23 protein-coding genes are annotated in these 26,368 nt (G+C 64.0%); 20 read left to right on the top strand and 3 right to left on the bottom strand.

Annotation, left to right across the window (positions count from 1 at the left end; all coding sequences use genetic code 11):
• The first annotated feature begins 74 nt into the window (after nucleotides 1-74).
• From V1292_RS23980 to V1292_RS23995, 4 genes are all read left to right on the top strand, one after another.
• Nucleotides 75-581, top strand: coding sequence for a copper chaperone PCu(A)C (locus tag V1292_RS23980; RefSeq protein WP_334375103.1), 507 nt, complete (start codon nucleotides 75-77; stop codon nucleotides 579-581).
• Between the two features lie 251 nt (nucleotides 582-832).
• A complete protein-coding gene (gene proS / locus V1292_RS23985) occupies nucleotides 833-2,152 on the top strand; it encodes a proline--tRNA ligase (RefSeq protein ID WP_334375104.1) in 1,320 nt (439 codons plus the stop codon).
• Between the two features lie 69 nt (nucleotides 2,153-2,221).
• Nucleotides 2,222-3,502 (top strand): lipoprotein-releasing ABC transporter permease subunit, encoded by a 1,281-nt coding sequence (locus V1292_RS23990; protein WP_334375106.1) that lies wholly within the window; start codon nucleotides 2,222-2,224, stop codon nucleotides 3,500-3,502.
• A gap of 7 nt (nucleotides 3,503-3,509) precedes the next feature.
• Complete coding sequence (locus V1292_RS23995; RefSeq protein ID WP_334377147.1) at nucleotides 3,510-4,208, top strand: ABC transporter ATP-binding protein; 699 nt, start codon at nucleotides 3,510-3,512, stop codon at nucleotides 4,206-4,208.
• Between the two features lie 6 nt (nucleotides 4,209-4,214).
• Here the strand turns inward: V1292_RS23995 and V1292_RS24000 are convergent, their stop codons facing one another.
• Nucleotides 4,215-4,478 (bottom strand): DUF3551 domain-containing protein, encoded by a 264-nt coding sequence (locus V1292_RS24000; RefSeq protein ID WP_334375107.1) that lies wholly within the window; start codon nucleotides 4,476-4,478, stop codon nucleotides 4,215-4,217.
• A 153-nt stretch (nucleotides 4,479-4,631) separates the two neighbouring features.
• Nucleotides 4,632-4,925, bottom strand: a complete 294-nt coding sequence (locus V1292_RS24005) for a DUF3551 domain-containing protein (protein ID WP_065729148.1) — start codon at nucleotides 4,923-4,925, stop codon at nucleotides 4,632-4,634.
• Between the two features lie 298 nt (nucleotides 4,926-5,223).
• On the opposite strand from V1292_RS24005, the gene V1292_RS24010 reads away from it, so the two are divergent.
• The 8 genes from V1292_RS24010 (at nucleotide 5,224) to V1292_RS24045 (ending at nucleotide 16,549) form a co-directional block, all read left to right on the top strand.
• On the top strand, nucleotides 5,224-5,973 hold the full coding sequence (locus tag V1292_RS24010) for an outer membrane protein (protein WP_334375108.1): 750 nt from the start codon (nucleotides 5,224-5,226) through the stop codon (nucleotides 5,971-5,973).
• A 466-nt stretch (nucleotides 5,974-6,439) separates the two neighbouring features.
• Nucleotides 6,440-9,949 (top strand): DNA polymerase III subunit alpha, encoded by a 3,510-nt coding sequence (dnaE, locus tag V1292_RS24015; RefSeq protein WP_334375110.1) that lies wholly within the window; start codon nucleotides 6,440-6,442, stop codon nucleotides 9,947-9,949.
• Between the two features lie 206 nt (nucleotides 9,950-10,155).
• Nucleotides 10,156-11,478, top strand: a complete 1,323-nt coding sequence (locus V1292_RS24020; RefSeq protein WP_442895559.1) for a S1C family serine protease — start codon at nucleotides 10,156-10,158, stop codon at nucleotides 11,476-11,478.
• Nucleotides 11,475-12,437 carry an FHA domain-containing protein gene (locus V1292_RS24025; protein WP_334375112.1) on the top strand — a complete coding sequence of 321 codons (963 nt, stop codon included), beginning with the start codon at nucleotides 11,475-11,477 and terminating at the stop codon, nucleotides 12,435-12,437. The genes V1292_RS24020 and V1292_RS24025 overlap by 4 nt, the downstream gene beginning before the upstream one ends.
• Before the next feature lie 225 nt (nucleotides 12,438-12,662).
• Nucleotides 12,663-13,136 carry a DUF2846 domain-containing protein gene (locus V1292_RS24030; RefSeq protein ID WP_334375113.1) on the top strand — a complete coding sequence of 158 codons (474 nt, stop codon included), beginning with the start codon at nucleotides 12,663-12,665 and terminating at the stop codon, nucleotides 13,134-13,136.
• Between the two features lie 176 nt (nucleotides 13,137-13,312).
• A complete protein-coding gene (locus V1292_RS24035; protein ID WP_442894538.1) occupies nucleotides 13,313-14,278 on the top strand; it encodes a helix-turn-helix domain-containing protein in 966 nt (321 codons plus the stop codon).
• Between the two features lie 139 nt (nucleotides 14,279-14,417).
• Complete coding sequence (gene adh, locus V1292_RS24040) at nucleotides 14,418-15,935, top strand: aldehyde dehydrogenase (protein ID WP_334375115.1); 1,518 nt, start codon at nucleotides 14,418-14,420, stop codon at nucleotides 15,933-15,935.
• Between the two features lie 194 nt (nucleotides 15,936-16,129).
• The gene (locus V1292_RS24045; protein ID WP_334375116.1) at nucleotides 16,130-16,549 is read left to right on the top strand and encodes a CBS domain-containing protein; all 420 of its coding nucleotides are present in this window, start codon (nucleotides 16,130-16,132) and stop codon (nucleotides 16,547-16,549) included.
• Between the two features lie 200 nt (nucleotides 16,550-16,749).
• On the opposite strand, the gene V1292_RS24050 is transcribed toward V1292_RS24045, so the two are convergent.
• Complete coding sequence (locus tag V1292_RS24050) at nucleotides 16,750-17,217, bottom strand: aminoacyl-tRNA deacylase (RefSeq protein ID WP_334375117.1); 468 nt, start codon at nucleotides 17,215-17,217, stop codon at nucleotides 16,750-16,752.
• Nucleotides 17,218-17,481: 264 nt separating this feature from the next.
• On the opposite strand from V1292_RS24050, the gene V1292_RS24055 reads away from it, so the two are divergent.
• The 8 genes from V1292_RS24055 (at nucleotide 17,482) to dxr (ending at nucleotide 26,351) form a co-directional block, all read left to right on the top strand.
• On the top strand, nucleotides 17,482-19,776 hold the full coding sequence (locus V1292_RS24055; protein ID WP_334375119.1) for a caspase family protein: 2,295 nt from the start codon (nucleotides 17,482-17,484) through the stop codon (nucleotides 19,774-19,776).
• A 224-nt stretch (nucleotides 19,777-20,000) separates the two neighbouring features.
• Nucleotides 20,001-20,999 (top strand): 30S ribosomal protein S2, encoded by a 999-nt coding sequence (locus V1292_RS24060; protein WP_057843031.1) that lies wholly within the window; start codon nucleotides 20,001-20,003, stop codon nucleotides 20,997-20,999.
• Between the two features lie 133 nt (nucleotides 21,000-21,132).
• Complete coding sequence (gene tsf / locus V1292_RS24065; RefSeq protein WP_213250329.1) at nucleotides 21,133-22,059, top strand: translation elongation factor Ts; 927 nt, start codon at nucleotides 21,133-21,135, stop codon at nucleotides 22,057-22,059.
• 70 nt (nucleotides 22,060-22,129) lie between these two features.
• Nucleotides 22,130-22,846, top strand: coding sequence for a UMP kinase (gene pyrH, locus V1292_RS24070; RefSeq protein WP_334375120.1), 717 nt, complete (start codon nucleotides 22,130-22,132; stop codon nucleotides 22,844-22,846).
• A 70-nt stretch (nucleotides 22,847-22,916) separates the two neighbouring features.
• Nucleotides 22,917-23,480 (top strand): ribosome recycling factor, encoded by a 564-nt coding sequence (frr, locus tag V1292_RS24075; protein WP_057843034.1) that lies wholly within the window; start codon nucleotides 22,917-22,919, stop codon nucleotides 23,478-23,480.
• A gap of 42 nt (nucleotides 23,481-23,522) precedes the next feature.
• Nucleotides 23,523-24,278 carry an isoprenyl transferase gene (locus V1292_RS24080; protein WP_334362939.1) on the top strand — a complete coding sequence of 252 codons (756 nt, stop codon included), beginning with the start codon at nucleotides 23,523-23,525 and terminating at the stop codon, nucleotides 24,276-24,278.
• Nucleotides 24,279-24,334: 56 nt separating this feature from the next.
• Nucleotides 24,335-25,123 carry a phosphatidate cytidylyltransferase gene (locus tag V1292_RS24085; protein ID WP_442895628.1) on the top strand — a complete coding sequence of 263 codons (789 nt, stop codon included), beginning with the start codon at nucleotides 24,335-24,337 and terminating at the stop codon, nucleotides 25,121-25,123.
• A gap of 4 nt (nucleotides 25,124-25,127) precedes the next feature.
• Nucleotides 25,128-26,351 carry a 1-deoxy-D-xylulose-5-phosphate reductoisomerase gene (gene dxr / locus V1292_RS24090; RefSeq protein WP_065747375.1) on the top strand — a complete coding sequence of 408 codons (1,224 nt, stop codon included), beginning with the start codon at nucleotides 25,128-25,130 and terminating at the stop codon, nucleotides 26,349-26,351.
• Nucleotides 26,352-26,368 lie beyond the last annotated feature (17 nt).

Consider the following 26,368-nt stretch of genomic DNA (forward strand, 5'->3'; position numbering starts at 1 on the left):
CTCACGTTAATGCAACGGCGGCCCTCGGCCGTCCGTTGTGTGCCGGCCATACTTCAGAAATCGAAAGACATCCGATGAAACCTGTCTTGCCATTCTTCGCCTTCGCCGCCCTGTTTGCTCTCCTGGGCACGCCCGCGCATGCTCAGGAAGTCAAGGCCGGAGACCTCGTCATCAAGCAAGCCTGGAGCCGCGCTACGCCGAGCGGCGCAAAAATCGCCGGTGGATATCTCACCGTCGAGAACAAGGGCAGCGCGCCGGACAAACTCGTTGGCGGCTCGGGCGATAACATCGGCAAGGTCGAAATTCACGAGATGGCGATGAACAACGGCGTCATGACGATGCGGCCGCTCGACAAGGGCCTGCCGATCGAGCCGGGCAAGACTGTCAAGCTCGCGCCGGGCGGCTATCATTTGATGCTGATGGATCTCAAGCGGCCCTTCAAGCAGGGCGACAAGGTGCCGGTCACGCTTGAATTCGAGAAAGCGGGAAAGGTGACGTTGTCGCTCGACGTGCAGGGCGTCGGTGCGCAGGGGCCGGCGGGCGGCGAAATGAAGCACGATCATTCCGGCATGAAGAAATAGGCGGCGAGCAATTTGTAGGATGGGGTAGAGCCAACGCACCCGTTGACAGGCTCCGCGAAACCCATCGCCTTCGCGGTTGCAGGCGTTGATGGCTATAGCTTTCACTCCACCCATCCTGCGAAACACCGCCAAAACGACCTACAAATCCGCGTTTTCAGCGGCTTTTTCGCGGCTTCCGGCCTTGTGTTTTCGCAGCCGATCCGGTTTCACTGCACCTCTTCCGGTAGCCCACTGATTCCTCGAGTTGTCCCATGCGGTTGTCGCGGTTTTTTCTACCCATCCTGAAAGAGAACCCGAAAGAGGCGGAGATCGTCTCGCATCGGCTGATGCTGCGCGCGGGCATGATGCGGCAGGAGGCGGCAGGCATTTACGCCTGGCTGCCGCTCGGCTTCCGGGTGCTGAAGAAGATCGAGCAGATCGTCCGCGAGGAACAGGACCGCGCCGGCGCCCTGGAACTGTTGATGCCGACGCTGCAGCTCGCCGACCTCTGGCGCGAGAGCGGGCGCTACGACGCCTACGGCCCGGAGATGCTGCGGATCAGCGACCGCCACAAGCGCGAATTGCTGTATGGGCCGACCAATGAGGAAATGATCACCGAGATCTTTCGCGCCTACGTCAAATCCTACAGAAACCTGCCGCTCAATCTCTATCACATCCAGTGGAAGTTCCGCGACGAGCAGCGCCCGCGTTTCGGCGTGATGCGCGGCCGCGAGTTCCTGATGAAGGATGCGTATTCCTTCGATATCGACGAGGCGGCGGCGCGCCGTTCCTATAACCGGATGTTCGTCGCTTACCTGCGCACCTTCGCGCGAATGGGATTGAAGGCGATTCCGATGCGCGCCGAGACCGGGCCGATCGGCGGCGACCTCAGCCACGAATTCATCGTGCTGGCGGAAACCGGCGAGTCCGGCGTGTTCTGCAGCAGCGACGTACTGAACCTGCCGATCCCGCCCGACGACGTCGATTACGACGGCGATCTGACCGGCATCATCAAGCAATGGACGTCGGTCTATGCCGCAACCGAGGACGTCCACGATGCCGCTCGCTACGAGCGCGAAGTGCCGGCCGACAAGCGCGTCAACACGCGCGGCATCGAGGTCGGCCAGATCTTCTACTTCGGCACCAAATATTCCGATGCGATGAAGGCACTGGTCGCCGGCCCCGACGGTGTCGACGTGCCGATCCATGGCGGTTCCTACGGCGTCGGGGTCTCGCGGCTGGTCGGCGCCATCATCGAGGCCTGCCACGACGATGCCGGCATCAAGTGGCCGGAGGCCGTGGCACCGTTCACTGCCGTGATTTTGAACCTGAAGCAGGGGGACGCAGCCGTCGATGGCGCCTGCGAGAAGCTTTATCGCGAGCTTCAGGCCAAGGGCGTCGATGTGCTCTATGACGATACCGACCAGCGCGCCGGCGCGAAATTCGCCGCCGCCGACCTGATCGGCATCCCCTGGCAAATTCTGGTCGGGCCGAAGGGCCTCGCCGAGGGCAAGCTCGAGATCAAGCGGCGCAGCGATGGCTCGCGGGAGAATCTCAGCCCGGCGGAAGTGGTGGCGAAGATCGCTGGATAAGATATCCACCGCGGCTGATATGTTGGCCAATACGGCCACATTTGGCCCGAATCATGGGATTATCGAGTAATGGATGAGACCATGAACGAGACAGCCCGAACTCCGCCTTTTGCGCCCTTCGAATGGCTGCTGTCCGGGCGTTACTTGCGGGCGCGTCGCAAGGAAGGCTTCATTTCCGTCATCGCCGGCTTTTCGTTCCTCGGCATCATGCTCGGCGTCGCCACGCTGATCATCGTGATGGCCGTGATGAACGGCTTCCGCAAGGAACTGCTGGACAAGATCCTTGGGCTGAACGGCCACATCTTGGTGCAGCCCTTGGAATCGCCGCTGACCGACTGGAAGGACGTCGCCGAGCGCATCAGCCAGGTCGATGGCATCCGCCTTGCCGCGCCGGTTGTGGACGGTCAGGCGCTGGCATCTTCCGCCTTCAACGCCGCTGGCGTGCTGGTGCGCGGCATGCGCGCTGCGGACCTGAACAACCTCACCTCGATCGCCAAGAACATCAAGCAGGGCACGATGGAGGGGTTTGACGAGGGGCAGGGCGTCATCATCGGACGCCGGCTCGCCGATCAATTGTCGCTGCATGCCGGCGACACCATCACGCTGGTTGCGCCCAAGGGCGCGGTGACCCCGATGGGCACGACGCCGCGCATCAAGCCTTACAAGGTCGCGGCCGTGTTCGAGATCGGCATGTCGGAATATGACGCAAGCTTCGTGTTCATGCCGCTGCCGGAGTCGCAGGCCTATTTCAATCGCAAGGACGACGTAACCGCGATCGAGGTATTCACCATCAATCCCGATCGAATCGACGCGTTCCGCAAGAGCGTGACGGAGGCGGCCGGGCGGCCGGTGTTCCTGGTCGACTGGCGGCAGCGCAACTCGACCTTCTTCAACGCGCTTCAGGTCGAGCGCAATGTGATGTTTTTGATCCTGACCATGATCGTGCTGGTTGCCGCGCTCAACATCGTTTCGGGCCTGATCATGCTGGTCAAGGACAAGGGCCAGGACATAGCCATCCTGCGCACCATGGGCGCCTCGCAGGGCTCGATCATGCGGATATTCCTGATCACGGGCGCTGCGATCGGTGTGGTCGGCACGCTGACCGGATTTTTCGTCGGCATGCTGATCTGCCTGAATATCGAATCGATCCGCCAGTTCCTGTCCTGGATGACCAATACCGAATTGTTCTCGCCGGAACTCTATTTCCTCTCGCGCCTGCCGGCCGAAATCGATTTCGGCGAGACCACTGCGGTCGTGATCATGGCGCTGACACTGTCCTTCCTGGCGACGCTCTACCCGTCCTGGCGCGCCGCGCGCCTCGATCCCGTCGATGCGCTCCGGTACGAGTGAGGGCGAGATGGCCGAGGAGGCGGAAGATGTACCCGTTATCTATCTCCACGAGATAAAACGCGAGTACAGGCAGGGCGAGGCGACGCTGACTATTCTCGACGGCGCCAAGCTTGCGCTGTGGGCGGGGCAGTCGGTGGCGCTGGTGGCACCGTCGGGGTCTGGCAAATCGACGCTGCTGCACATCGCAGGCCTGCTCGAAAGTCCCGACGAGGGTGAAGTCTATGTCGCGGGCACGCCGACCTCGCAATTGTCTGACATCGACCGCACCCAGATCCGGCGCTCCGACATCGGCTTCGTCTATCAATCGCATCGGCTGTTGCCGGAATTCACCGCGCTCGAAAACGTCATGCTGCCGCAGATGATCCGCGGCCTCAAACGCTCCGAGACGATCAAGCGCTCGCAGGAGATTCTGGCCTATCTCGGCCTCGGCGATCGCACCTCGCACCGGCCGGCCGAACTCTCCGGCGGCGAGCAGCAGCGCGTTGCGATTGCGCGTGCCGTCGCCAACGCGCCGCGGGCGCTACTCGCCGACGAGCCGACCGGAAATCTCGATCCGCATACCGCCGATCACGTCTTCAAGGCGCTGATGCAACTCGTGAAGGCGACGCAGGTCGCGATGCTGATTGCCACCCACAACATGGAGTTGGCCGGCCGCATGGACCGGCGGGTGTCGCTGGTCGACGGCCGGGTCGTCGAACTCGAATAACGGCGTTCAGTAAACGTTGCGGTATCGCTTGTTGCGATATGCCGACGGTCCCTGCGCATGTGCGAAATAGGGATTGATGACGCATTGCGCCGAGCGGCCCGACGCCGACATGTTGCATTGGGGCAGCGACGTATAAGCACATTCGTAATAGGTGATCCGGCCATAGACATGCAGGCAAACCGGATAGCGGGGATCGTACGTCTGTGCTTGCGCCGGTGCAGCCGCCGATGCTGCGCCGATCGCCAGAATTGCCAAAGCCAGAATGCGCATCAGAATCTCCTTCACTGCTGCATCGGTCCGCGTGTGCTGATGGCCAGCAGACATTCGACGCAGTCCGGCGTCAAATCACGTTCACGCGCTGTAGGTGCGGGCGTCCGGAGGTTCGCCTGTGCGGAATGTCTCGGCGGCGAAAGGTGCCGCTGCTCAGTACCTGCCGTAACCGGGAGCTGGCGGCAGCGCGCGGCCGGGCAGCGGGCGATACGCGGCGGGCGGCGGTTCGCTCTCGCCAATATAATAGGGATTGGCGATGCAGGTGAGAAAGCGACCCGAGGCAGTCGCCTGGCACTGCTCGTAGCTCGTGAACGTGCAATTGCTGAGGCCCGGCTGCTCGGTGCCTTGAATGCAGAAGGGATATCGTGTGCCTACGGCTTCGGCGGGCGCAGCACCGATAGCTGCCAATCCGATCGCGGTCAGCACGGCCAGAATCGCTCTACGCATTTCGAATCTCCTTCACGGCGCATCGGCGCTTCGCGTTCCATTCTGACGACACAAGCCGCAGCTCTGCAATCCCGTCAAGCCAATCCGTCCTGCAATACCGCCGTAAAGCAAAATGTGAATTTTTTTGGGCGAGCTGCGGCGCAAAGTTTCGAAAAACGCCTGCAAGACAACATTAACTTGCGTTCGCACTGAGGCCGTTTGGTGTGGGTTGTTGCAGCGAGGTTACAGCAATTCGAGCCAACGATGCTATGAGCATGCCTCGGCCTTGGGGGCTGTCAAAAAAGGAACGGGAATAAGAATGAAGAAGGTTTTGCTTGTTACGGCCAGTCTGATCGCGCTCGGCGCGACTGCGCCGGCTGTTGCTGCTGATCTCGCTGCGCGTCCTTACACCAAGGCGCCCCCGATGGTTGCTGCGATCTATGACTGGAGCGGATTCTACATCGGTGCCAACGGCGGCTGGGGTACGAGCCGGAGCTGCTGGGACTTCCTGCCGGTTGCCGGTGGCGTTGCTAGCGAGGGTTGCCATGATGCGGATGGCGGCACGATCGGTGGCCAGATCGGCTATCGCTGGCAGGCCGGCACCTGGGTGTTCGGCGTTGAAGCGCAGGGCAACTGGGCCGACTTCCAGGGCAGCAACATCAGCGTGTTCGATCCCACGCTCCGCAACGAATCGCGGATCGATGCGTTCGGCCTGTTCACTGGCCAGGTTGGTTATGCCGTCAACAACGTCCTGTTCTACGTCAAGGGCGGTGCGGCTGTGACCTCGAACGAGTACCGTCAGTTCTTTACTGCCACGAACACGCTTGCTGCCGTCACCGGCGACGACACCCGCTGGGGCGGCACGGTCGGCGTCGGCCTCGAATACGGCTTCGCTCCGAACTGGTCGTTCGGTGTCGAGTACAATCACCTGTTCATGCAGGACCGTACCTACACCTTCACCAACCCGGCTGGCGGCTTCTTCGGCACCGACCGCATCAGTCAGGACGTCGATCTCGTCACCGCCCGTCTGAACTACAGGTTCGGCGGCCCGGCCGTCTCGCGGTACTGATCTCGCGCTACTGGCGACAACATCGAAGCCCCGGGGCATCCCCGGGGCTTTTTTGTTGGGGCGGGCGCGCCGGTTAACCAAGCCGGAATTGTCGTAAAACCCGCCGTGAGACGGGCCTTGACTCCCAGAACAAAAAAGGAACAATGTTCCTCATATGTTCTCGGACCGTAAGGAGTCGGATCATGTTGCGGATGTTCGTGGAAGAGGCGGCGGCGCTGGCGTCGATTACGCTGTTTGTCGGGATGATCGCAGTCTGGGCCCAGGTGATTCCCCATCTTTGAGGCGGGGCGGAGACCCGGCCCGATTCGGCTTGAGGGCGGGCTGGGGAAAAGCCGGATGGCGATCGCGCAGCGCGCGTTCCGCGTGGACTCCGTCCGGCCGAGGCATCACCATTGCGGCAGCGAGTCGGTGCACCCTGAGCTGCCGGCGATCGCGCCCCATCACGATGCAAGAGCCCCTTTAGCGCATGTCCAGTGCCGGATTCGTTCATCTCCACGTTCATTCGGCCTATTCGCTGCTGAAGGGCTCCATCAAGATCGCCAAACTCGGCGAACTGGCGAAAGCCGACCGCCAGCCGGCGCTGGCGCTGACCGACACCGACAACATGTTCGGAGCGCTGGAATTCTCCGACAAGATGGCCGGCTACGGCATCCAACCGATTGTCGGTTGCGAACTCGCCGTCGATTTTGGCGACCAGGATCCCAACGCGCGCAATTCGCTTGCCGCCACGCCGTCGCGAATCGTCCTGCTGGCGGCGCGCGAGCGCGGTTACCGCAGCCTGATGCGGCTGAACTCGCGGGCGTTCTTGGAAACGCCCGTCCATCAATCCCCGCACATCAAGCTCGAATGGCTGGACGGCGATGCCGAGGATTTGATCGCGCTGACCGGCGGCCCCGACGGTCCGATTTCGCTGGCGCTCAACGCCGATCACACAGCGCTTGCAGCCGCGCGCATCGACCGGCTGGCGAACCTGTTCGGCGATCGCCTCTATGTCGAATTGCAGCGCCATGGCGTCGACAAGGAGCGCCGCGTCGAGGCCGGCCTGATCGATCTCGCTTACGCCAAGGGCCTGCCGCTGGTCGCGACCAACGAGCCATATTTCGCGTCGAACGACGACTATGAAGCCCATGATGCGTTGTTGTGCATCGCCGGCGGCAAGCTGATCGCCGAGACCGACCGCGAGCAGCTCACCCCCGATCACCGCTTCAAGACCCGCGCCGAAATGGCGGTGCTGTTTGCCGACATTCCGGAAGCGCTGGCCTCCACGATCGAGATCGCCGAGCGCTGCTCGTTCCGGCCAAAAACGAGAAAACCTATCCTGCCGCGTTTCACCGTTGGTGCCGATTCGGGCTCCGACGCGGCAACCGAAGAAGCCGCCGAGCTGAAGCGTCAGGCCGAGGCGGGGCTCGCGCGCCGCCTGCAGGTTCATGGCCTGTCGCCCGGCGCGACGGAAGAGGAATACCAGAAGCGTCTCGCCTTCGAGATCGACGTCATCAACCGCATGAACTATGCGGGCTACTTTCTGATCGTCTCGGACTTCATCAAATGGGCCAAGGCCCACGATATTCCGGTCGGTCCGGGCCGCGGCTCCGGCGCCGGCTCGCTGGTCGCCTACGCGCTCACTATCACCGACCTCGATCCGATTCGCTTTGGACTACTGTTCGAGCGCTTCCTCAACCCCGAACGCGTCTCGATGCCGGACTTCGACATCGACTTCTGCCAGGACCGCCGCGGCGAGGTGATCGACTACGTGCAGCAGCGCTATGGCCGCGATCAGGTGGCGCAGATCATCACCTTTGGAACGCTGCAGGCGAGGGGCGTGCTGCGCGACGTCGGCCGCGTGCTGCAGATGCCTTACGGCCAGGTCGACAAGCTGACAAAACTGGTGCCGCAAAATCCCGCCGCGCCGGTGACGCTGGCGCAGGCGATCGAGGGTGAACCCAAGCTGCAGGCGTTCCGCGACGAGGACCCGGTGGTCGCGCGCGCCTTTGACATCGCCCAGCGCCTCGAAGGGCTGACGCGCCACGCCTCGACGCACGCCGCCGGCATCGTGATCGGCGACCGACCTTTAAGCGAACTGGTGCCGCTCTATCGCGATCCCAAATCCGACATGCCAGTGACCCAGTTCAACATGAAATGGGTCGAGCCGGCGGGGCTCGTGAAGTTCGACTTCCTCGGCCTGAAGACGCTGACCGTGCTCGACGTCGCAGTGAAGCTCCTCAGGCAACGCAACATCCATGTCGATCTGCCGACGCTGCCGATCGACGATGCGCCGAGTTACCAGATGCTGGCGCGGGGCGATGTGGTCGGCGTGTTCCAGGTGGAAAGCCAGGGCATGCGGCGGGCGCTGATCGACATGCGCCCCGACCGCTTCGAGGACATCATCGCGCTCGTGGCGCTCTATCGCCCGGGCCCGATGGCCAACATCCCGACCTATTGCGCGCGCAAGCACGGCGACGAGGAGCCTGAATATCTGCATCCGATTCTGGAGCCGATCCTGAAAGAGACATTCGGCGTCATCATCTACCAGGAACAGGTGATGCAGATCGCGCAGGTGATGGCCGGCTATTCGCTCGGCGACGCCGACCTGCTGCGCCGCGCGATGGGCAAGAAGATCCGCGCCGAGATGGAGAAGCAGCGCGCGATCTTCGTCGCCGGCGCGGTCAAGAACGGCGTGCCGAAGGGGCAGGCGGACACGATCTTCGAACTGCTCGCCAAGTTCGCCGACTACGGCTTCAACAAGAGCCACGCGGCGGCTTACGCGCTGGTGTCCTACCACACCGCCTACATGAAGGCGCATTACCCGGTGGAGTTTTTGGCGGCGTCGATGACGCTCGAACTCAACAACACCGACAAGCTCTCGGAGTTTCGCGCCGAGGCGCAGCGGCTCGGCATCAAGGTCGAAGCACCGAACATCAACCGTTCGGGCGCCACCTTCGAGGTCGGCGAGAAAACCATCTACTATGCGCTGGCGGCGCTGAAGGGCGTCGGCCTGCAGGCCGTCGAGCAGATCGTGGAGGAGCGCAAGAAGGGCGCCTTCACCTCGCTTGCGGACTTCGCCGCCCGCGTCAATCCGCGCGCGATCAACAAGCGCATCATCGAAAGCCTGGCCGCGGCCGGCGCATTCGACATGCTGGAGTCGAACCGCGCCCGTGTCTTTGCCGGGGCGGACGCGATTCTCGCCGCCTGCCAGCGCAGCCATGAAGCGGCGACGATCGGCCAGAACGACATGTTCGGCAATGCTGCCGACGCGCCGACCATCATGCTGCCGCAGATCGAGCCCTGGTTGCCGGCCGAAAAACTCCGCCGCGAATACGATGCCGTCGGCTTTTTCCTGTCCGGCCATCCGCTCGACGACTACGCCACCGTGTTGAAGCGGCTGCGGGTGCAGTCCTGGGCGGAATTCTCGCGTGCCGTGAAGACCGGTGCGACCGCGGGCAGGGTTGCGGCGACCGTGGTGTCGCGCATGGAGCGCCGCACCAAGACCGGCAACAAGATGGGCATCATGGGCCTGTCAGACCCGACCGGACATTTCGAGGCGGTGCTGTTTTCCGAGGGCCTGGCGCAATACCGCGACGTGCTGGAGCCGGGGGCGGCCGTATTGCTGCAACTCGGCGCCGAGTTGCAGGGCGAAGACGTGCGCGCGCGGGTGCTGCATGCCGAGCCGCTGGATGACGCCGCAGCCAAAACCCAAAAGGGCCTGCGGATCTTCGTTCGCGACACCAAGCCGCTGGATTCGATTGCGCGACGGCTCAACATGCCGGAAGCATCGGCGCAAAACGGTTCGGCCAGGGGCCTGCCGGCGAAGCCTGCGCCCGCGCCATCGGGCGGCGCCGATGGCGACGTCTCGCTCGTCATCATGCTCGACCTGCAGACCGAGGTGGAGATGAAGCTGCCGGGCCGCTTCAAGGTCTCGCCGCAGATCGCCGGAGCGATCAAGGCGGTTGCCGGCGTGGTGGATGTGCAGACGCTGTAGGTCGTGGCAAGGACCTGCTGCAGCGGCTGCCCCGAACTCGCAGCAGGCGCGATTGGCATTCATCAAAGGGATTGCACCCTTCAGCTCCCATTAACGCAATATGCGCCGTCGTTTGTCGGGCGCGTGGAGATACGATTGCAACCACGCGGTGTTTTGGCTAAACGGCGAGAGCATCATCGCCGTGTGGGCATGGCCAGGGGGACTTCGTGGCTGTTTCTGTTGCCAGGGTTGCGCGCGCGCTAACGTGGTTGCTGCTGTTCCTGGCCCTTGATGGCGGCACGGCGTGGACGGCGCAGGGCGCATCTTCGATCGCGGAGGGCATCTACGCCGCGGCGCCACCGCGACTGCTGCAGATTCGGACGCTGGTCGCCAATGCGGGACAGCAGGCGTCGATCGGCTCCGGCTTCCTTGTGTCCGCCGACGGGCTGGCGATCACCAATTACCACGTGGTTTCGCAGGCTGTACTCGAGCCGAAAACCTATCGGCTCGAATATACGGCGGCCGACGGCAGCCGCGGAGAGCTGAGCGTGGTGGGCGTCGACCTGCCAAACGACCTCGCGATCGTTCGTCTTGCCAAGCGTGACGCTCCATTTTTCACTTTCGACGGCGCCGCAATGGAAGGCTCGCCTTCCAAGGGCGAGCGCCTGTATTCCATGGGCAACCCGCTCGATCTCGGATTCACGATCATCGAAGGCACCTATAACGGCTTGGTAGACCGCACCTACAATGATCGTGTGCACTTCAGTGGCGCGCTCAACCCGGGCATGAGCGGCGGCCCGACCGTTTCCGCCGAGGGACAGGTCGTCGGCGTCAACGTCGCCACCCGCAGGGGCGGCCAGCTTCTCAGCTTTCTGGTACCGGCGCGCTATGCGGCGGCGCTGCTACAGCGGGTGCGCGAGCAGAAAACCCCGCCGGATCTGCGGGCCGAGGTCGGCCGACAACTCGCCGCCTGGCAGTCGGCGCTCTACAGATCGTTTGCCGAGAAGGGGTTTCGTTCGACCGCGCTCGGGCCGTATCTGGCTCCCGAGACGGTGGCGCCCTGGTTCAATTGCTGGGCGAACACCAATGCGGGCGCCACGCCCAGGCCGCGCGCCAGCATCAATTCGATCAACTGCAAGGCCGATACCGGCCTGTATGTCGCTCCCGACCTGAACACGGGAGCGATCCAGATTGATCATTCGTATGTCAAAGCCACCGAGCTCAACCAGTTCCAGCTTGCAACCCTCCTGACTCAGATGAGCCAGCCGCGGCTTGTCGGCGGCGGCCCATTCCGCAAGTGGTATACGCCGCAGCGCTGCCACGAGGATTTTGTCGGTGCCGCGGCGTCGGACCGTCCACCGCTCAGGGTTATCTGGTGCGCGCAGGCCTATCGTGAATTCGAAGGACTCTACGACGTGGCCCTGATCGCCGTGACCCAGGACCAGGGCAGCGAGGCATTGGTCTCGCGATTGAGCCTTCAGGCGGTGGGCTATGACGACGCCGTGGCGCTCGGCAAGCGCTTCCTTCAATCGGTGCAGTCGAGCAAATGATCTGGGTAGAAGTACTGTCGCGTCATCGCGATATTGCCGCGCGTTTCCGGATCGCTGCTCCGGAGGCGCGCATCGGCCGCGGCTATGACAACGACGTCATCATCGACGATCCCTATGTCGCCGCACAGCATCTGCGTGTCTTTCGCGACGAGGCCGGGCAACTCATTGCCGAGGATTTGGGTAGCACCAACGGTACGTTTCTCGACGGCGGCCGTAGCCGGGTCGCGCGCATCGTCGTTGACGGCAAACATCCAATTCGTATCGGCCAAACTTATCTGCGCATTCGCGAGATCCACCATGAGGTCGAACGCGAACGCGTCGCCCCGCTGGAGTCGCGGACCTTGCCGATCGCGGCGGCCGCGACGCTCGGCGCTTCGCTGCTGGCATTGAGCGTGCTTCAGATCTGGCTCGGTCAGACGGCCGAGCTGCGGGCTTCGAGCTATCTCACGCCGCTGCTGTGGATCGTCGCCACGGTTTTCGTATGGGCTGGCATATGGGCGCTGCTGTCGCGAGTATTTTCCGGCAGCTCGCACCTCTTGCGCAATCTGCTCATCACGCTGGCAGGCGGCCTTGCGTTCTCGCTTTACCACGAGTTTGCCCGGATTTTCGCGTTTGCGTGGACCTGGCCCGGAGCTAGCACGTACCAATACGTTGCGACGTGGTCAATCCTGGCCGCCATGTGCTTCCTGCATTTGCGCGAGGTGGGCCGAACCCGACTGAAGCTGAAGGGTGCCATCGTGGTCGCACTGCTCGTTACCGCGATTGCGTTCCAGACCTTGCAGCGGTCCGAGGCTTTTTCCGATTACGGGCGGCAGTACACCACGCACCAGCTCATGCCGCCGGCGTTCCGTGCGGTCCAGCTCACCGAGCAAGGCGTATTCTTTGGCGAGATCGCCAATCTCAAAGCAAGGCTCGACAGCGATCGCGTGCATGCCAGGCCAAACGAGGCGGTTCAGTAGCCGCCGGCGGCCGGCGCGGCGTCAGATCGCCGGAGCGATCAAGGCGGTTGCCGGCGTGGTGGATGTGCAGACGCTGTAGGGTCAACCGGCGGCGCGGATAGCGCCGTAAGTGCTATTGCAACCTCACGGTGTTCCCGGCTATGCCCTTCTGGGGAAAGTTTTGGGGGCATTATGCTGGGGCGTGGAATTGCGTTGCTGTCGGGCGCGTTAATGTTGTCGGGATGCATGACCGCCAAGGTCGGAACCGACTATGCGGCGATCTCGCAAAGGGTTGGTCCGCCGAAGCCGGGACAGTCCCGGGTGGTGGTGCTTCAGAAAAAGCGCGACGGGCTGTCCATGGCCATTTGCGCCTGTGAGGTGAGGGTAGATGGCAGTCCGATGGGCAAGGTGCTGGTCGGCACCTACGCCTATGCCGATCTCCCGGCGGGTCCGCATCAGCTAGTTGCGAGCGAAACGCTGTTTCCGGGCGAGACCAGGCGCGATTTCACCACGGCGCCCGGCCGCACCTACTTCTTTCTCGTCAAATCGAGCGCGAGGCATGATGCGGTGAGCGGAATGTCGCTGGTCGGAGGATTGGCCGGCGTGGCGGTCGCGGCTGTCGCAACGTCCGGCCACGATAATCTTGGGCCGGGCGAATTTATTCCGCTGGACGAGCCGACCGCGAGAACGATGCTCGCGGAGCTGCAGTTGGCGGATTAGACTCGACCCAACGGCCCATGCACATGCCGCCGGAACGAACACGCGCAGGCGATGGCCATCGGGCCGGCGCCCACACAGCTTGAGGCGAGATAGGACCAAGGTCGCCCTCGTTTGACCCAGATCAATTCGCTATGTCACGCCCGCCGGGTAGGCTTGCATCCACGGGAGGAACGAGCGTGGCGCAGACCACCAAACACCATGCCGATCAGGTGCAGGCGACGGTCGCGCATGGCTCGGCCGCTACATCGGCTGTAGTTGCTTCCTGGCGCCGGTCGTCCAATTTTCATCGCCTCGACCCCGCCGAATGCAATCTGCCGCGCCGGTTGAGCCAGTCCGAATTCGAATTGGCGCGCCAGCAGATCGAGCCGCTGGTTCGCGCCGCGCAATCCAATCTGGACCGGCTGTTTCTGGCCGTCGGCGGCGTTGGCTGTTGCGTTCTGCTGGCTGATCGCAACGGCGTGCCTGTCGACCGGCGCGGCGCCGCGTCCGACGACGAGACGTTCAGGGCGTGGGGTTTGTGGACCGGGACGGTCTGGAGCGAGGAGTGCGAGGGCACCAATGGCATCGGAACGTGTCTGGCCGAGCAGCGCGCGCTCACCGTCCATCGCGACCAGCACTTTTACGCGCGCAACACGCTTTTGAGCTGCACGTCGGCGCCGATCTACGACCACGAGGGCAGGCTGGCCGCAGCGCTCGACGTGTCTTCCTGCCGCGCCGACCTCACGGAAGGGTTCGTCAATCTCATTGCGGTGGCGGTCGGCGATGCCGCGCGCCGGATCGAGATGGAGAATTTCCGGCTGGCGTTTCCGAACGCCCGCTTCCTGTTTGCGCCCGACATCAATCGCGGCGGCGGCGGGCTGATCGCGGTCGATGCCGACGACCTCGTCATCGGTGCAACGCGTTCGGCGCGGCTGGCGCTCGGTGTGACGCGGGATTTTCTGAAGAAGCCGTTGCCGGCGGCGGACCTGCTCGGTGGCGCGTCGAGTCCGGCGCGCGATCTCGACCAGGCCGAGCGGGTGGCCGTGCAACGGGCACTGGCGCGCAGCGGCGGTAACGTTTCGGCCGCTGCCGAGGCGCTCGGCATCAGCCGCGCGACCCTGCACCGGAAGCTGCGGCGCCTCGACCTCCATCGCGCTCACTAGAAGGATTCTCCCGTTCGACTGTCGCAGTTCTGCGACACACGCCCACGCGATCCGGCTTCGCTGGGCAGACAGCAAAACCTGCCTTCGCCATGGTTTTTCCCGAGCGACGCATTCAGCGACGCCATAGCGAGGAACAGCCATGAACAAGGTCGAATTTTCACGAACTGCGAAGGCCCCGTTCGAAAGGCGATACGGGAACTACATCAATGGAAAATGGGCCGAGCCGCGCTCGGGCCGCTATTTCGAGAATTTCTCGCCGGTCAACGGCCGGCTGCTTTGCGAGGTCGCGCGCTCCGAAGCGCAGGACGTCGAAGACGCGCTCGACGCCGCGCACGCCGCCAAGGACGCCTGGGGCCGCACCAGCGTCGCCGAACGCGCCCTGATCCTGAACCGCATCGCCGACCGCATGGAGGAAAACCTCGATCTGCTTGCGCTCGCCGAAACCTGGGACAACGGCAAGCCGATCCGCGAGACCACCGCGGCCGACATTCCGCTCGCCATCGACCATTTCCGCTACTTCGCCGGCGCCATCCGCGCCCAGGAAGGCAGCCTTTCCGAAATCGATCACGATACCGTCGCCTATCATTTCCACGAGCCGCTCGGCGTCGTCGGCCAGATCATTCCCTGGAACTTCCCGCTGCTGATGGCGTGCTGGAAGCTGGCGCCGGCGCTGGCTGCCGGAAACTGCGTCGTGCTGAAGCCGGCCGAACAGACCCCGGCCGCGATCATGATATGGGCAGGGTTGATCGGCGACCTGTTGCCGCCGGGCGTTCTCAACATCGTCAACGGCTTCGGCCTCGAGGCTGGCAAGCCGCTGGCGTCCTCGCCGCGCATCTCCAAGATCGCCTTCACCGGCGAGACCTCGACGGGCCGGCTGATCATGCAGTATGCCAGCCAGAACCTCATTCCGGTTACCCTCGAGCTCGGCGGCAAGTCGCCCAACATCTTCTTCAAGGACGTCGCCGCCGAGGATGACGATTTCCTCGACAAGGCGATCGAAGGCTTCGTCATGTTCGCGTTCAACCAGGGCGAGGTCTGCACCTGTCCGAGCCGTGCGCTGATTCATGAGTCGATCTTCGACCGCTTCATGGAAAGGGCGTTGAAACGCGTCGAGGCGATCGTGCAGGGCGATCCGCTCGATCCGGCGACGATGATCGGCGCGCAGGCGTCATCCGAGCAGATGCACAAGATCCTGTCCTATATCGATATCGGCCGCGGGGAGGGCGCGCAGGTGCTGACGGGCGGGGCGCGCAACGAACTGCCGGGCGACCTCGCCGGCGGCTTCTACGTCAAGCCGACGGTGTTCAAGGGCAACAACAAGATGCGCATCTTCCAGGAGGAGATCTTCGGACCGGTCGTTTCGGTCACGACCTTCAAGGATGACGACGAGGCGCTCGCGATCGCCAACGACACGCTCTACGGTCTCGGCGCCGGCATCTGGAGCCGCGATGCGAGCCGGCTCTACCGCTTCGGCCGCGCCATCCAGGCGGGCCGCGTCTGGACCAATTGCTATCACGCCTATCCGGCGCATGCCGCGTTCGGCGGTTACAAACAATCGGGTGTCGGCCGCGAGACCCACAAGATGATGCTGGACCACTACCAGCAGACCAAGAACCTCTTGGTCAGCTACAGCCCGAAGAAGCTCGGCTTCTTCTGACAGCCTTCTGAGTTGGGCGACGGCGTTGCGCGGGGGCACTTCAACCTCGCGCAACGATGCGTTTCGCGAATTCAAGAAGTTGTCATTGCCTTTTTCGATGCCGACCTACGCGAAACCGTCATATAATCGAGTCGAGGGGGAACTGTGCTGCATCACGGGAGTATTACCTGAAATCGCAGTTACGGAGGTCCGCCATGAAAGTCAAAGACGCGATGCACAAGGGCGTCGACTGGGTAAACCCCGATACGCCTATCACTGAAGTCGCGAAGCTGATGCGAGAACATGACATCGGCTGCATTCCGATCGGAGAGGACGACCACCTGGTCGGGATGGTCACCGATCGCGACATCGTTTGCAAAGGGCTTGCGGACGGCAAGTTCGACCCCAGCCGTGCGCAGGCGCGCGACGTAATGACCGAAGGCATCCATTGCTGCCGCGAGGACGATGACCTTGCCAAGGCCGTCCATCACATGGAGACGCTGCAGGTCCGCAGGTTGCCGGTGATCAACAAGAGCAAGCGGATGGTCGGAATGATCAGCCTGGGCGACGTCAGCCGTGCGGCGCCCAATGATTTGCTGGCCGGGTGCGTGAAGAGCGTTGCCGCCCATCACTGACGCGCGGCAGCCCTCGCGCTAGAGCCTTTCGGTTCTGATTGAATCAGAACCGGGCTCTAGGTTCTTGTTTTGACGCGTTTTCCTGACGCGAACCGGTGTCCACCCCGGATCAAGTCCGGGGCAGGCTTTTGCTTGAAAACGCTCTAACGAGTAGAGCCCGCGTCGAAATCGACGCGGGCAGTCGTCAGGATCGAGCGGCCTCAATCGTGCGTGCTGAAGTGGCCGCGCCAGGCCTTGGCGTTGAGTCGCGCGAATTGCTCGCCGTCCATGCGGATCAGCGTCGCGTGATCGCCGGCCTCCATGTAGATTTCCCGTCGCGGGTCGATGCTGTCGTCGACGATGACGTCGAGCCCATAGCACTCGCCAACCGGCGGGATGGCTCCAATGTCGCAGTCGACAAACAGCTCCGCGATCTCTTTTTCGTTGGCCAGGTCGACCTTGTGGCCGAGCTGACTTTTCAGGGTCGACAGATGCAGGTGATGGGAGGCCGGAAGAACGGCCATCATGTAGCCGCCGTCACGGCGCAGCACGACGGCCTTGGCCAGCGCATCTCCCGGCACGTGGCAGGCTTCTGCTGTGCGTGTCGATGACTTCGTGGGGGCATGAGGGATCACGTCGTAGGTGACGCTTTGATCCAGGTATTTCTGCAGGGTTGGGGCGACGGTCATGACGATTTCCTCCATTGCATGGGCATTCCGCACACCGGGAGGAACTCGCGCAGTCGCCTCACGATGCGGGCGAACACGATTAGGGTGAAAGGATACGCCCGCCGGGCGGCCGCGACAATGCGAATCTCCGTGCCGGAACCGGGCGGAGCAGGAATCCGGGCTCGATTTGACTTGCAGCATGCCTTGCTGAGAGCGCATTTATTCAAGAAAGGTTCAGCTTAACGCGCGTCTCATACAGCGCGGGCGGCGACAGGGTGGGATGCCATGCGGGTAGCAAGAAGTTTGTCGATCCTCTCGGTGTGTCTCGTCGCGATGTCCGGACTGGCCGGTCATTTGAGCTCCGCCGCTGCGCAACAGCAGGAAAAGCGCATCGCGCTGGTGGTCGGCAATGCCGCCTATGCAAAATCGCCGCTGGCAACCGCGGCCAACGATGCCGGCCTGATCGCCCAAACCTTGCAAGCGGCGGGATTCGACGTGATCGGCGCCCGCGACCTCGATGGCGACACGCTGCGCAAGAGTTTCCGCGACTTCATCCAGAAGGCCGAAAGCTCGGGGCCGGACACGGTCGCGATGGTCTATCTGGCCGGTTACGGGCTGCAATTGGCCGGCGAGAACTATTTCGTGCCGGTCGATTCCGCGATCAACCGGGATACCGACGTTCCGACCGAGGCGTTGCGGACCGGCGACTACATCCGCCAACTCGTTTCGCTACCGTTGAAGGCCGGAATCGTCGTGCTGGACGCGGCGCGGCAGCAGCCGTTCATCGAGGGACAGATCGCAAGCGGTCTCGCTCTGGTCGAGGCTGATCCGCATATGCTGATCGCGTTCAACGCGGCGCCCGGAACGGTAGCGCCTGCCGAGCAGGGACCGTACGGCATCTACGCCCAGTCGCTGGCCGAGATGATCCGGACCGGTGGATTGCCGCTGCCGGAGGTCTTCAATCGCCTGCGGCTTCGCGTCAACGAAGCCAGCAAGGGCGCCCAGGTGCCCTGGGACAGCCAGAAGGTCGACGCTAGCTTCACGTTCTTTGAGCGCTCACCGGATGCGCCCGCCCCGGCGCCGCCGGATCAGGCCGCCGCCATCCGCAGCAAACCGATCCGTGATCTCGGCGCGCAGGACGCTTACGCCGCGGCGCTGGAGCGCGACACGTTGCCGGCCTATGAGGATTTTCTCGCCGCCTATCCCGACGATCCCATGGCAAAGCGGGTGAGGGCGATCGCGGCGGCGCGGCGCGAAGCGATCACCTGGCGCCGCACCTACCGCGCCGACACCCCGAACGCCTATTGGTCGTATCTGCAACGCTACCCGCGCGGGCCTCATGCGGCCGACGCGCGCCGCCGGCTGGTCATTCTCACTGCGCCGGTCGAGCCGCCGCCGACATTCGATGTGATCGATTACGACGTGCCGCCGCCGCCGCCGGACGAGTTCATCTATGTCGATCGTCCGGTGCTGGCCTTCGACGATCCCGAGTTCGATTTTGTCCCGCCGCCACCGGCGCCGGTCTACTACCTGCCGCCGCCGCCGGACGATTTCGTCGTGCTGGAGCCGCCACCACCGCCGATCGGGCTGTTCATCCTGCCGCAGCCGATCTTTGTGCCGATACCGGTCTATGTGAGGCCGCCGCGCTATGTCGCGCCGCCGCCGAACAACATCATCTTTGCCAACATCCACAACCGGACCGTGATCAACAACGTCATCAACAGGCCGCAGCCCGCTTTGCCTGCGGCGGGACTTGGCGACAGGGGACGTCCCGGCTCCCCGGCGGCGATGGTTAGGCCGGGGCAGGGAAGTGCCACGCCGACGCTGCCTCCTGCCGTGGCGCAACGGGCCACGCTGATCCAGCAGGGCAAAGCGCCGGTGCCGCCAAGTGCCGCGATCAATCCTGCCGTGAGGACCGGTTTACCCGGCGCACCGGCCGCCGGGCAGACCGGACGGCCGGGCGCGGTGCAGCCGGCGAACGCACCAGCCGCGCTGCCGTCGACACAGCCCCCGCCGAGGACCAACGCCCTGCCGGTTCCGGGCGCCAGGGGCGCGCCACCCACGCCCCCAAGCGCCGCCGTCAATCCGAACGCAAGGCCAGCGCCGGGTGCGTCGCGCCTGGGAACAGCGGCGCCCACCGCGCCATCAAGGCCGGCTGCTGCGGTTGCGCCAAAACCTCAACTGCAACCCGAGCTGCGGCGTGGCACGCCACCGTCTGCAGTGAATGTGGCAAGGCCCCCGCCACCGCCGGCAGCGCGTGTAGCTCCGGCACCGCCCCCGCCCAGGATGGCCGCGCCGCCTCCACCGGCGAGAATGGCCGCACCGTCGCCTCCACCCAGGATGGCTGCGCCGCCGGCCCCTCCGCCGCGGATGGCTGCACCGCCGGCACCGCCGCCGCGCATGGCCGCACCCCCATCGCCGCCGCCGCGGATGGCCGCGCCGCCACCGCCTCCACCAAGGATGGCCGCACCACCCCCGCCACCCGCGCGTATGGCCGCGCCACCGCCGGCGATGGCTGCACCGCGTGCGGCGCCGGCTCCGGCGGCCGCGGCCAGGGGGTGCCCGCCGGGGCGATGCTGATTGTTAGCCGGCCAGATCCCCCGGGTCTGGCCGGAGCGGCCCTAAAACGCTGATCTGGAAGACCGAAAAACCGGCCGTATTTCCTTGCTTCCGGCTGGAATCCGGCTATATAGCGCGCCATCTCACACGGAAACATGGCTCTCAAAGGCCGTCCGGTGGCAACCGGGCCAGTCAGGCTCGTTTGCTCACACGTTTCCGGAGGAACCAACCGGAGAACTACTACTATGGCGCTACCCGATTTCTCTATGCGTCAGCTCCTCGAAGCTGGCGTCCACTTTGGCCACCAATCGCACCGCTGGAATCCGAAGATGGCGGATTACATTTTCGGTGCCCGCAACAACATCCACATCATCGACCTCGCCCAGACCGTGCCGATGCTTCATCGCGCGCTGCAGGCGGTTTCCGACACGGTTGCCAAGGGCGGCCGCATCCTGTTCGTCGGCACCAAGCGCCAGGCGCAGGACGGCGTTGCCGAGGCGGCCAAGCGCTCGGCGCAGTATTTCGTCAATTCGCGCTGGCTCGGCGGCACGCTGACCAACTGGAAGACGATTTCGGGATCGATCAAGCGCCTGCGTCACCTCGATGAGGTGCTGTCGTCGGGCGAGGCCAACTCCTACACCAAGAAGGAGCGGCTGACGCTGCAGCGCGAGCGCGACAAGCTCGACCGCTCGCTCGGCGGTATCAAGGACATGGGCGGTCTTCCCGACATGATCTTCGTGATCGACACCAACAAGGAAGACATCGCGATCCAGGAAGCGCAGCGGCTCAACATTCCCGTTGCCGCGATCGTCGACACCAACTCGGACCCCAAGGGCATCACCTTCGTGGTGCCGGGCAATGACGACGCCGGCCGCGCCATTTCGCTGTATTGCGACCTGATTGCCCGCGCCGCCATCGACGGCATTTCGCGCGCGCAGGGCGACTCCGGCATCGATATCGGCGCCGCCGTTCAGCCGGTCCGCGAGGAAGTTCCGGCAGCGCCCCAGCCGACCGGCTTCCAGGGACTGGCCGGTCCGCGCGGCACCGCCGACAACCTCAAGAAGCTCACCGGCGTGTCGGGTACGATCGAGAAGAAGCTCAACGACCTCGGCATCTTCCATTACTGGCAGCTTGCCGAACTCGACCACGACACCGCGCACAAGATCGGTGAAGAGGTTGGTCTTCCGAGCCGGGCCGATGCCTGGGTCGCCCAGGCCAAGACGCTGACCGCGGAAGCGGAATAATTGGTTCGCCGCGTGGCCGGGTCTTCCGGCCGCCGGTCCTGCTCCCCAGATACGGCATTCCCTGTAGCTGACGACGGCACGGCGCAAAGCGCGCGCCGCGCCCGCAGCTCACAGGCAAGAAGGATATTCGACGATGGCAACGATCACTGCGGCAATGGTCAAGGAACTGCGCGAGTCGACTGGCGCAGGCATGATGGACTGCAAGGCAGCGCTCACCGAAACCGCGGGCGACATGCAGGGTGCCCAGGACTGGCTGCGCAAGAAGGGCCTCTCGAAGGCCGCGAAGAAGGCCGGCCGCGTCGCGGCCGAAGGCCTGATCGGCGCGGTCACCTCGGGCGTCAAGGGCGTCGTGGTCGAAGTCAATTCCGAGACGGATTTCGTCGCCCGCAATGAGCAGTTCCAGGGTCTCGTCAAGATGATCGCGCAGGTCGCGCTTGACGTTGGCGCCGACGTCGAGAAGATCAAGGCGGCGAAGGTCGGCAGCGTCACGGTCGAAACCGCGATTTCGGACGCGATCGCCACCATCGGCGAGAACATGACGCTGCGCCGTGCCGCCTCACTCGAGGTCGGCAAGGGCGTGGTGTCGAGCTACATCCATGGCGCCGTAATCGATGGCGCCGGCAAGATGGGCGTGCTGGTCGCGCTTGAATCAACCGGCAAGACCGATGAACTCGCGCATCTCGGACGTCAGCTTGCGATGCATGTGGCTGCGACCAATCCGCAGGCGCTGGATCCGTCCGGCCTCGACCCCGAGATCGTGAAGCGCGAAAAGGACGTGCTGGCCGACAAGTATCGCCAGCAGGGCAAGCCGGAAAACGTGATCGAGAAGATCGTCGAGTCCGGCCTGAAGACCTATTACAAGGAAGTCTGTCTGTTGGAGCAGGCGTTCATCCACGACGAAAAGGGCAAGTCGGTCGCGCAAGCTCTGAAGGAAGCCGAAGGCAAGATCGGCGCGCCTGTGAAGATTGCCGGATTTGTGCGCTATGCTCTCGGCGAGGGAATCGAAAAGCAGGAATCCGATTTCGCAGCCGAAGTCGCGGCGGCCAGCGGCAAGAAGTAACCGCTGCGGTCACAGTCTTCCGGCGCAAATGCGCCGGAAGTCGCCTGCGCGGGAGAGGGAAGCGTAAGCAATGGCTGAGCCGGTCTATCGTCGCGTCGTGATCAAGCTCTCAGGCGAGTATCTCGCAGGTGGCCATTTCTTCGGCATCGACCAGCCTACCGTTGACCGCATCGCCGACGACCTGATCGCGGCCCACAAGCTCGGCGTCGAGGTGGCCGTCGTGATCGGTGGCGGCAACATCGTTCGCGGCGTGGAGGTGTCCTCGCGCGGCGTTTCGCGCCCGACCGGCGACACCATGGGCATGCTCGCCACCGTGATGAACTGCCTGGCGCTGGAGGCTGCCATCGAGCGCAAGGGGGCGCCGGCGCGGACCCTGTCGGCGTTCGTAATGCCTGAGATTTCCGAGGTCTTCACCCGCACTGCAGCGCACAAATATCTCGCGGATGGACGAATCGTCCTGCTCGGTGGTGGAACCGGCAATCCATTCTTCACCACCGACACCACGGCGGTGTTGCGGGCGGCCGAGATCGGCGCGCAGGCGGTGCTCAAAGCCACCAATGTCGACGGCGTTTACAGCGCCGACCCCAAAAAGGACCCGTCCGCCAAGCGTTTTGATCGGCTGACGCATTCGCAGGCGATCGCCGGCGACTACAAGGTGATGGACGCGACTGCATTCGCGCTTGCCCGCGAGACGTCACTGCCTATCATCGTATTCTCGATCGCCGAGCCGGGTTCGATCGGCGCGATCCTGCGCGGGACCGGCCACGGCACGGTGGTTGCCGGCTGATAGGCCGGTTGCAGTTTCGAACCGCGGCTTCAAGACGCCAGCGGCTGGTTTCCAAGGAGGGGAGAGCGTTATGCCCACGCCCGGTTTTGACATCAACGAATTGAAGCGCCGCATGCAAGGCGCCACCCATGCGCTCAAGCACGAGCTCGGTGGCTTGCGGACCGGCCGCGCGGCGGCGTCCATGCTGGAGCCGGTGCAGGTCGAGGCTTACGGCTCGCACATGCCGCTCAACCAGCTCGCCACCGTCAGCGTGCCCGAGCCGCGGCTGCTTTCCGTCCAGGTGTGGGATAAGTCGATGGTGAAAGCCGTGGAGAAGGCGATCGTCGATTCCAATCTCGGCCTCTCGCCCGCGACCGAAGGGCAGGTGCTGCGCCTGCGGATTCCCGAGCTTAACGAGGAACGGCGCAAGGAACTGGTGAAGGTCGCGCATAAATACGCCGAGGCGGCCAAGGTTGCCGTTCGCCACGTCCGTCGCGACGGCCTGGATATCGTCAAGAAGCTCGAGAAGAATCACGAGATTTCCGAAGACGATCAGGAGCGGCTCGCCAACGAGGTGCAGAAGGCGACCGACGGAACGATTGCGGAAATCGATCAGTTGCTGGCGGCGAAGGAAAAGGAAATCCTCACCGTTTGATGGCAACGTTTAAGAGTTGAGACTGGCCCTGGAATTCAGATAATGCCGAACGCCGCCGCCCCCGCTACGGAAGGACCGGATCGCTCCGTCCCGTTGCATGTGGCGATCATCATGGACGGAAATGGGCGCTGGGCGGCAGCGCGCGGCTTGCCGCGCGCCGAAGGCCACCGCCGCGGCGTCGAGGCGCTACGCCGCGTCGTTCGCGCCGCCCATGAACTCGGCGTGCTCTATCTGACGATCTTTTCGTTCAGCTCTGAAAACTGGTCGCGGCCGGCGACCGAAATCGGCGATCTGTTCGGATTGCTCCGCCGCTTCATCCGCAACGATCTGGCGACGCTGCACCGCGACGGCGTGCGCGTGCGCGTGATCGGCGAACGAGAGGGGCTGGAGCCCGATATCTGCACGCTCTTGAACGAGGCCGAGGAACTGACGAGAGGCAACACCAAGCTCAATCTCGTGGTCGCGTTCAATTACGGATCGCGCCAGGAAATCGCCGGCGCTGCCCAACGGCTGGCGCGTGAAGTCGCGGAGGGCAAGCGCGATCCCGCCTCGATCGATGCCGATACGCTCGGCCGCTATCTCGATGCACCTGACATTCCCGATCCCGACCTGATCATCCGCACCAGCGGCGAACAGCGGCTGTCGAACTTCCTGATGTGGCAGGCGGCCTATAGCGAACTTGTGTTCGTGCCGATCCACTGGCCGGATTTCGACAAGGCCGCGCTCGAAAGCGCCATTGCCGAATATGCGAGACGGGAACGCCGCTTCGGCGGTCTGGTTGCGAAAACCGGATCGTGACCGACCCCGAGCCCTCGCCGGCGGCAGCAAGCGCGCCCGATTCGCGCAATCTGGTGATGCGGATCGCCGCCGCCGCGGTGTTGATCCCGCTTGCGGTCGCCATTGCCTATGCGGGCGGTTGGCTGTGGGCCGCGCTGGTGACGCTGGCGGCCGTCGGCCTGTTCGTCGAATGGCTCGCGATCGTGGGCCTCGCCGGGGCAACGCGTGTGATCGTCCCGGGCGTGGCCGCGCTTGCGCTCGGCGGGGTTTGCTTTGCGCTCGGCCGGCTCGATGCCGCCCTGATCGTGCTCGGCATCGGCTTTGTAGCGGTCGTGTCAATCGCGCCGGAGCGGCGGAACTGGGCGGCGGCCGGATTTCTGTACGCGGCGGCGGCCGAGATTGCCTCGGTGCTGGTGCGTCTGGATTCCGTGAAGGGTTTTGCCGCCCTGATGTTCGTGCTGCTGATCGTGTGGGTGACCGATAGTGGCGGCTATTTCGCGGGCCGCGGTATTGGCGGACCGAAACTGTGGCCGCGCGTCAGCCCGAAAAAGACCTGGGCCGGCGCCGTCGGCGGGTTTGCCGCCAGTCTGGCCGTGGCAGGCGGATTTGTCGCCTTCGGTCTCGGTAAGATGGGACCGCTATTGATGCTTTCGGCGGCCCTTTCGGTGGTTTCGCAGCTCGGCGACCTCTTCGAATCCGCCGTGAAGCGCCGTTTTGGCGTAAAGGACTCAAGTCACATCATTCCCGGCCACGGCGGACTAATGGATCGTCTGGACGGGTTTGTCGCAGCCGTTGTCGTGGCGGCACTTTTCGGCTTTCTGCGGGCCGGCGCCGATGGCGTCGGTCGCGGTCTTATGGTTTGGTGAAACGATGAGCGCAGTTCCATTGCGTAACAACAAGGCCGCTTGGTCGGATGCGCGCACCGTCACGGTGCTCGGCGCCACCGGCTCCATCGGCGACAGCACCATGGATCTGCTGCGCGGCGCGCGCGACCGCTATCAGGTCGAGGCGCTGACTGCGAATTCCAATGTCGAAGCGCTGGCCAGGCTCGCGAAGGAATTCGGCGTACGATTCGCGGCGATCGCCGACCCCGCGCGGCTTGGCGAACTGAAGGATGCGCTGGCAGGCACGAATATCGAATGCGGCGCCGGCGAAAGCGCGATCATCGAGGCCGCGGCGCGTCCCGCCGACTGGGTGATGGCGGCGGTGAGCGGCGCGGCCGGGCTGAAGCCCGCGCTCGCTGCGGTCGACCGCGGCGCCGCCGTCGCATTGGCGAACAAGGAATGCCTGGTGTGTGCCGGCGATTTCTTCATGCAGCGCGCGGCGAAGGCCGGCGCCTGCATCCTGCCGGCGGATTCCGAACACAACGCGCTGTTTCAGGCGCTCTCTTCCGGCAATCGCGAGGAATTGGTGCGCGTGATCATCACCGCATCCGGTGGCCCGTTCCGCACCTGGGCGCCGGCCGACATCGAGCAGGCGACGCTTGAGCAGGCCTTGAAGCATCCGAACTGGAGCATGGGCCAGAAGATCACCATTGATTCGGCCTCGATGATGAACAAGGGCCTCGAAGTCATCGAAGCCTCCTATCTGTTCGCGCTCTCGGCTGACGAGATCGACGTCCTCGTGCATCCGCAGTCGATCATCCACGGCATGGTCGAATTCTCCGATCGCTCTGTGGTTGCGCAGCTTGGCGCGCCCGACATGCGCATCCCGATCGCGCACTGCCTTGGATGGCCCGATCGAATCGTTGGCCCGTCGGCCAGGCTGGACCTCGCAAAAATCGGCCAGCTCACGTTCGAGGCGCCGGACTTCGAGCGGTTCCCGGGCTTGCGGCTGGCCTACGAGGCGTTACGTACAGGACGTGGCGCGACCACGGTATTCAATGCCGCCAATGAGGTGGCGGTGGCGGCGTTCATTGCCGGAAAGATCAAATTCGGATCGATCGCGCGCCTCGTCGAAGCCACCATCAACGACTGGATTCGTGCCGGGAACCTTGCGCCTTTGAGCTCGGCCGACGACGCGATCTCCGTTGACCATAACGCGCGAAATCGAGCCGCCTCCCTATTGCCTCAAATTGCCTTAAAGGCATCCTAGAGGGTTGGGGACGGAGC

It is taken from the genome of Bradyrhizobium sp. AZCC 1719, from assembly GCF_036924525.1.
In the GTDB taxonomy this organism is placed as follows: domain Bacteria; phylum Pseudomonadota; class Alphaproteobacteria; order Rhizobiales; family Xanthobacteraceae; genus Bradyrhizobium.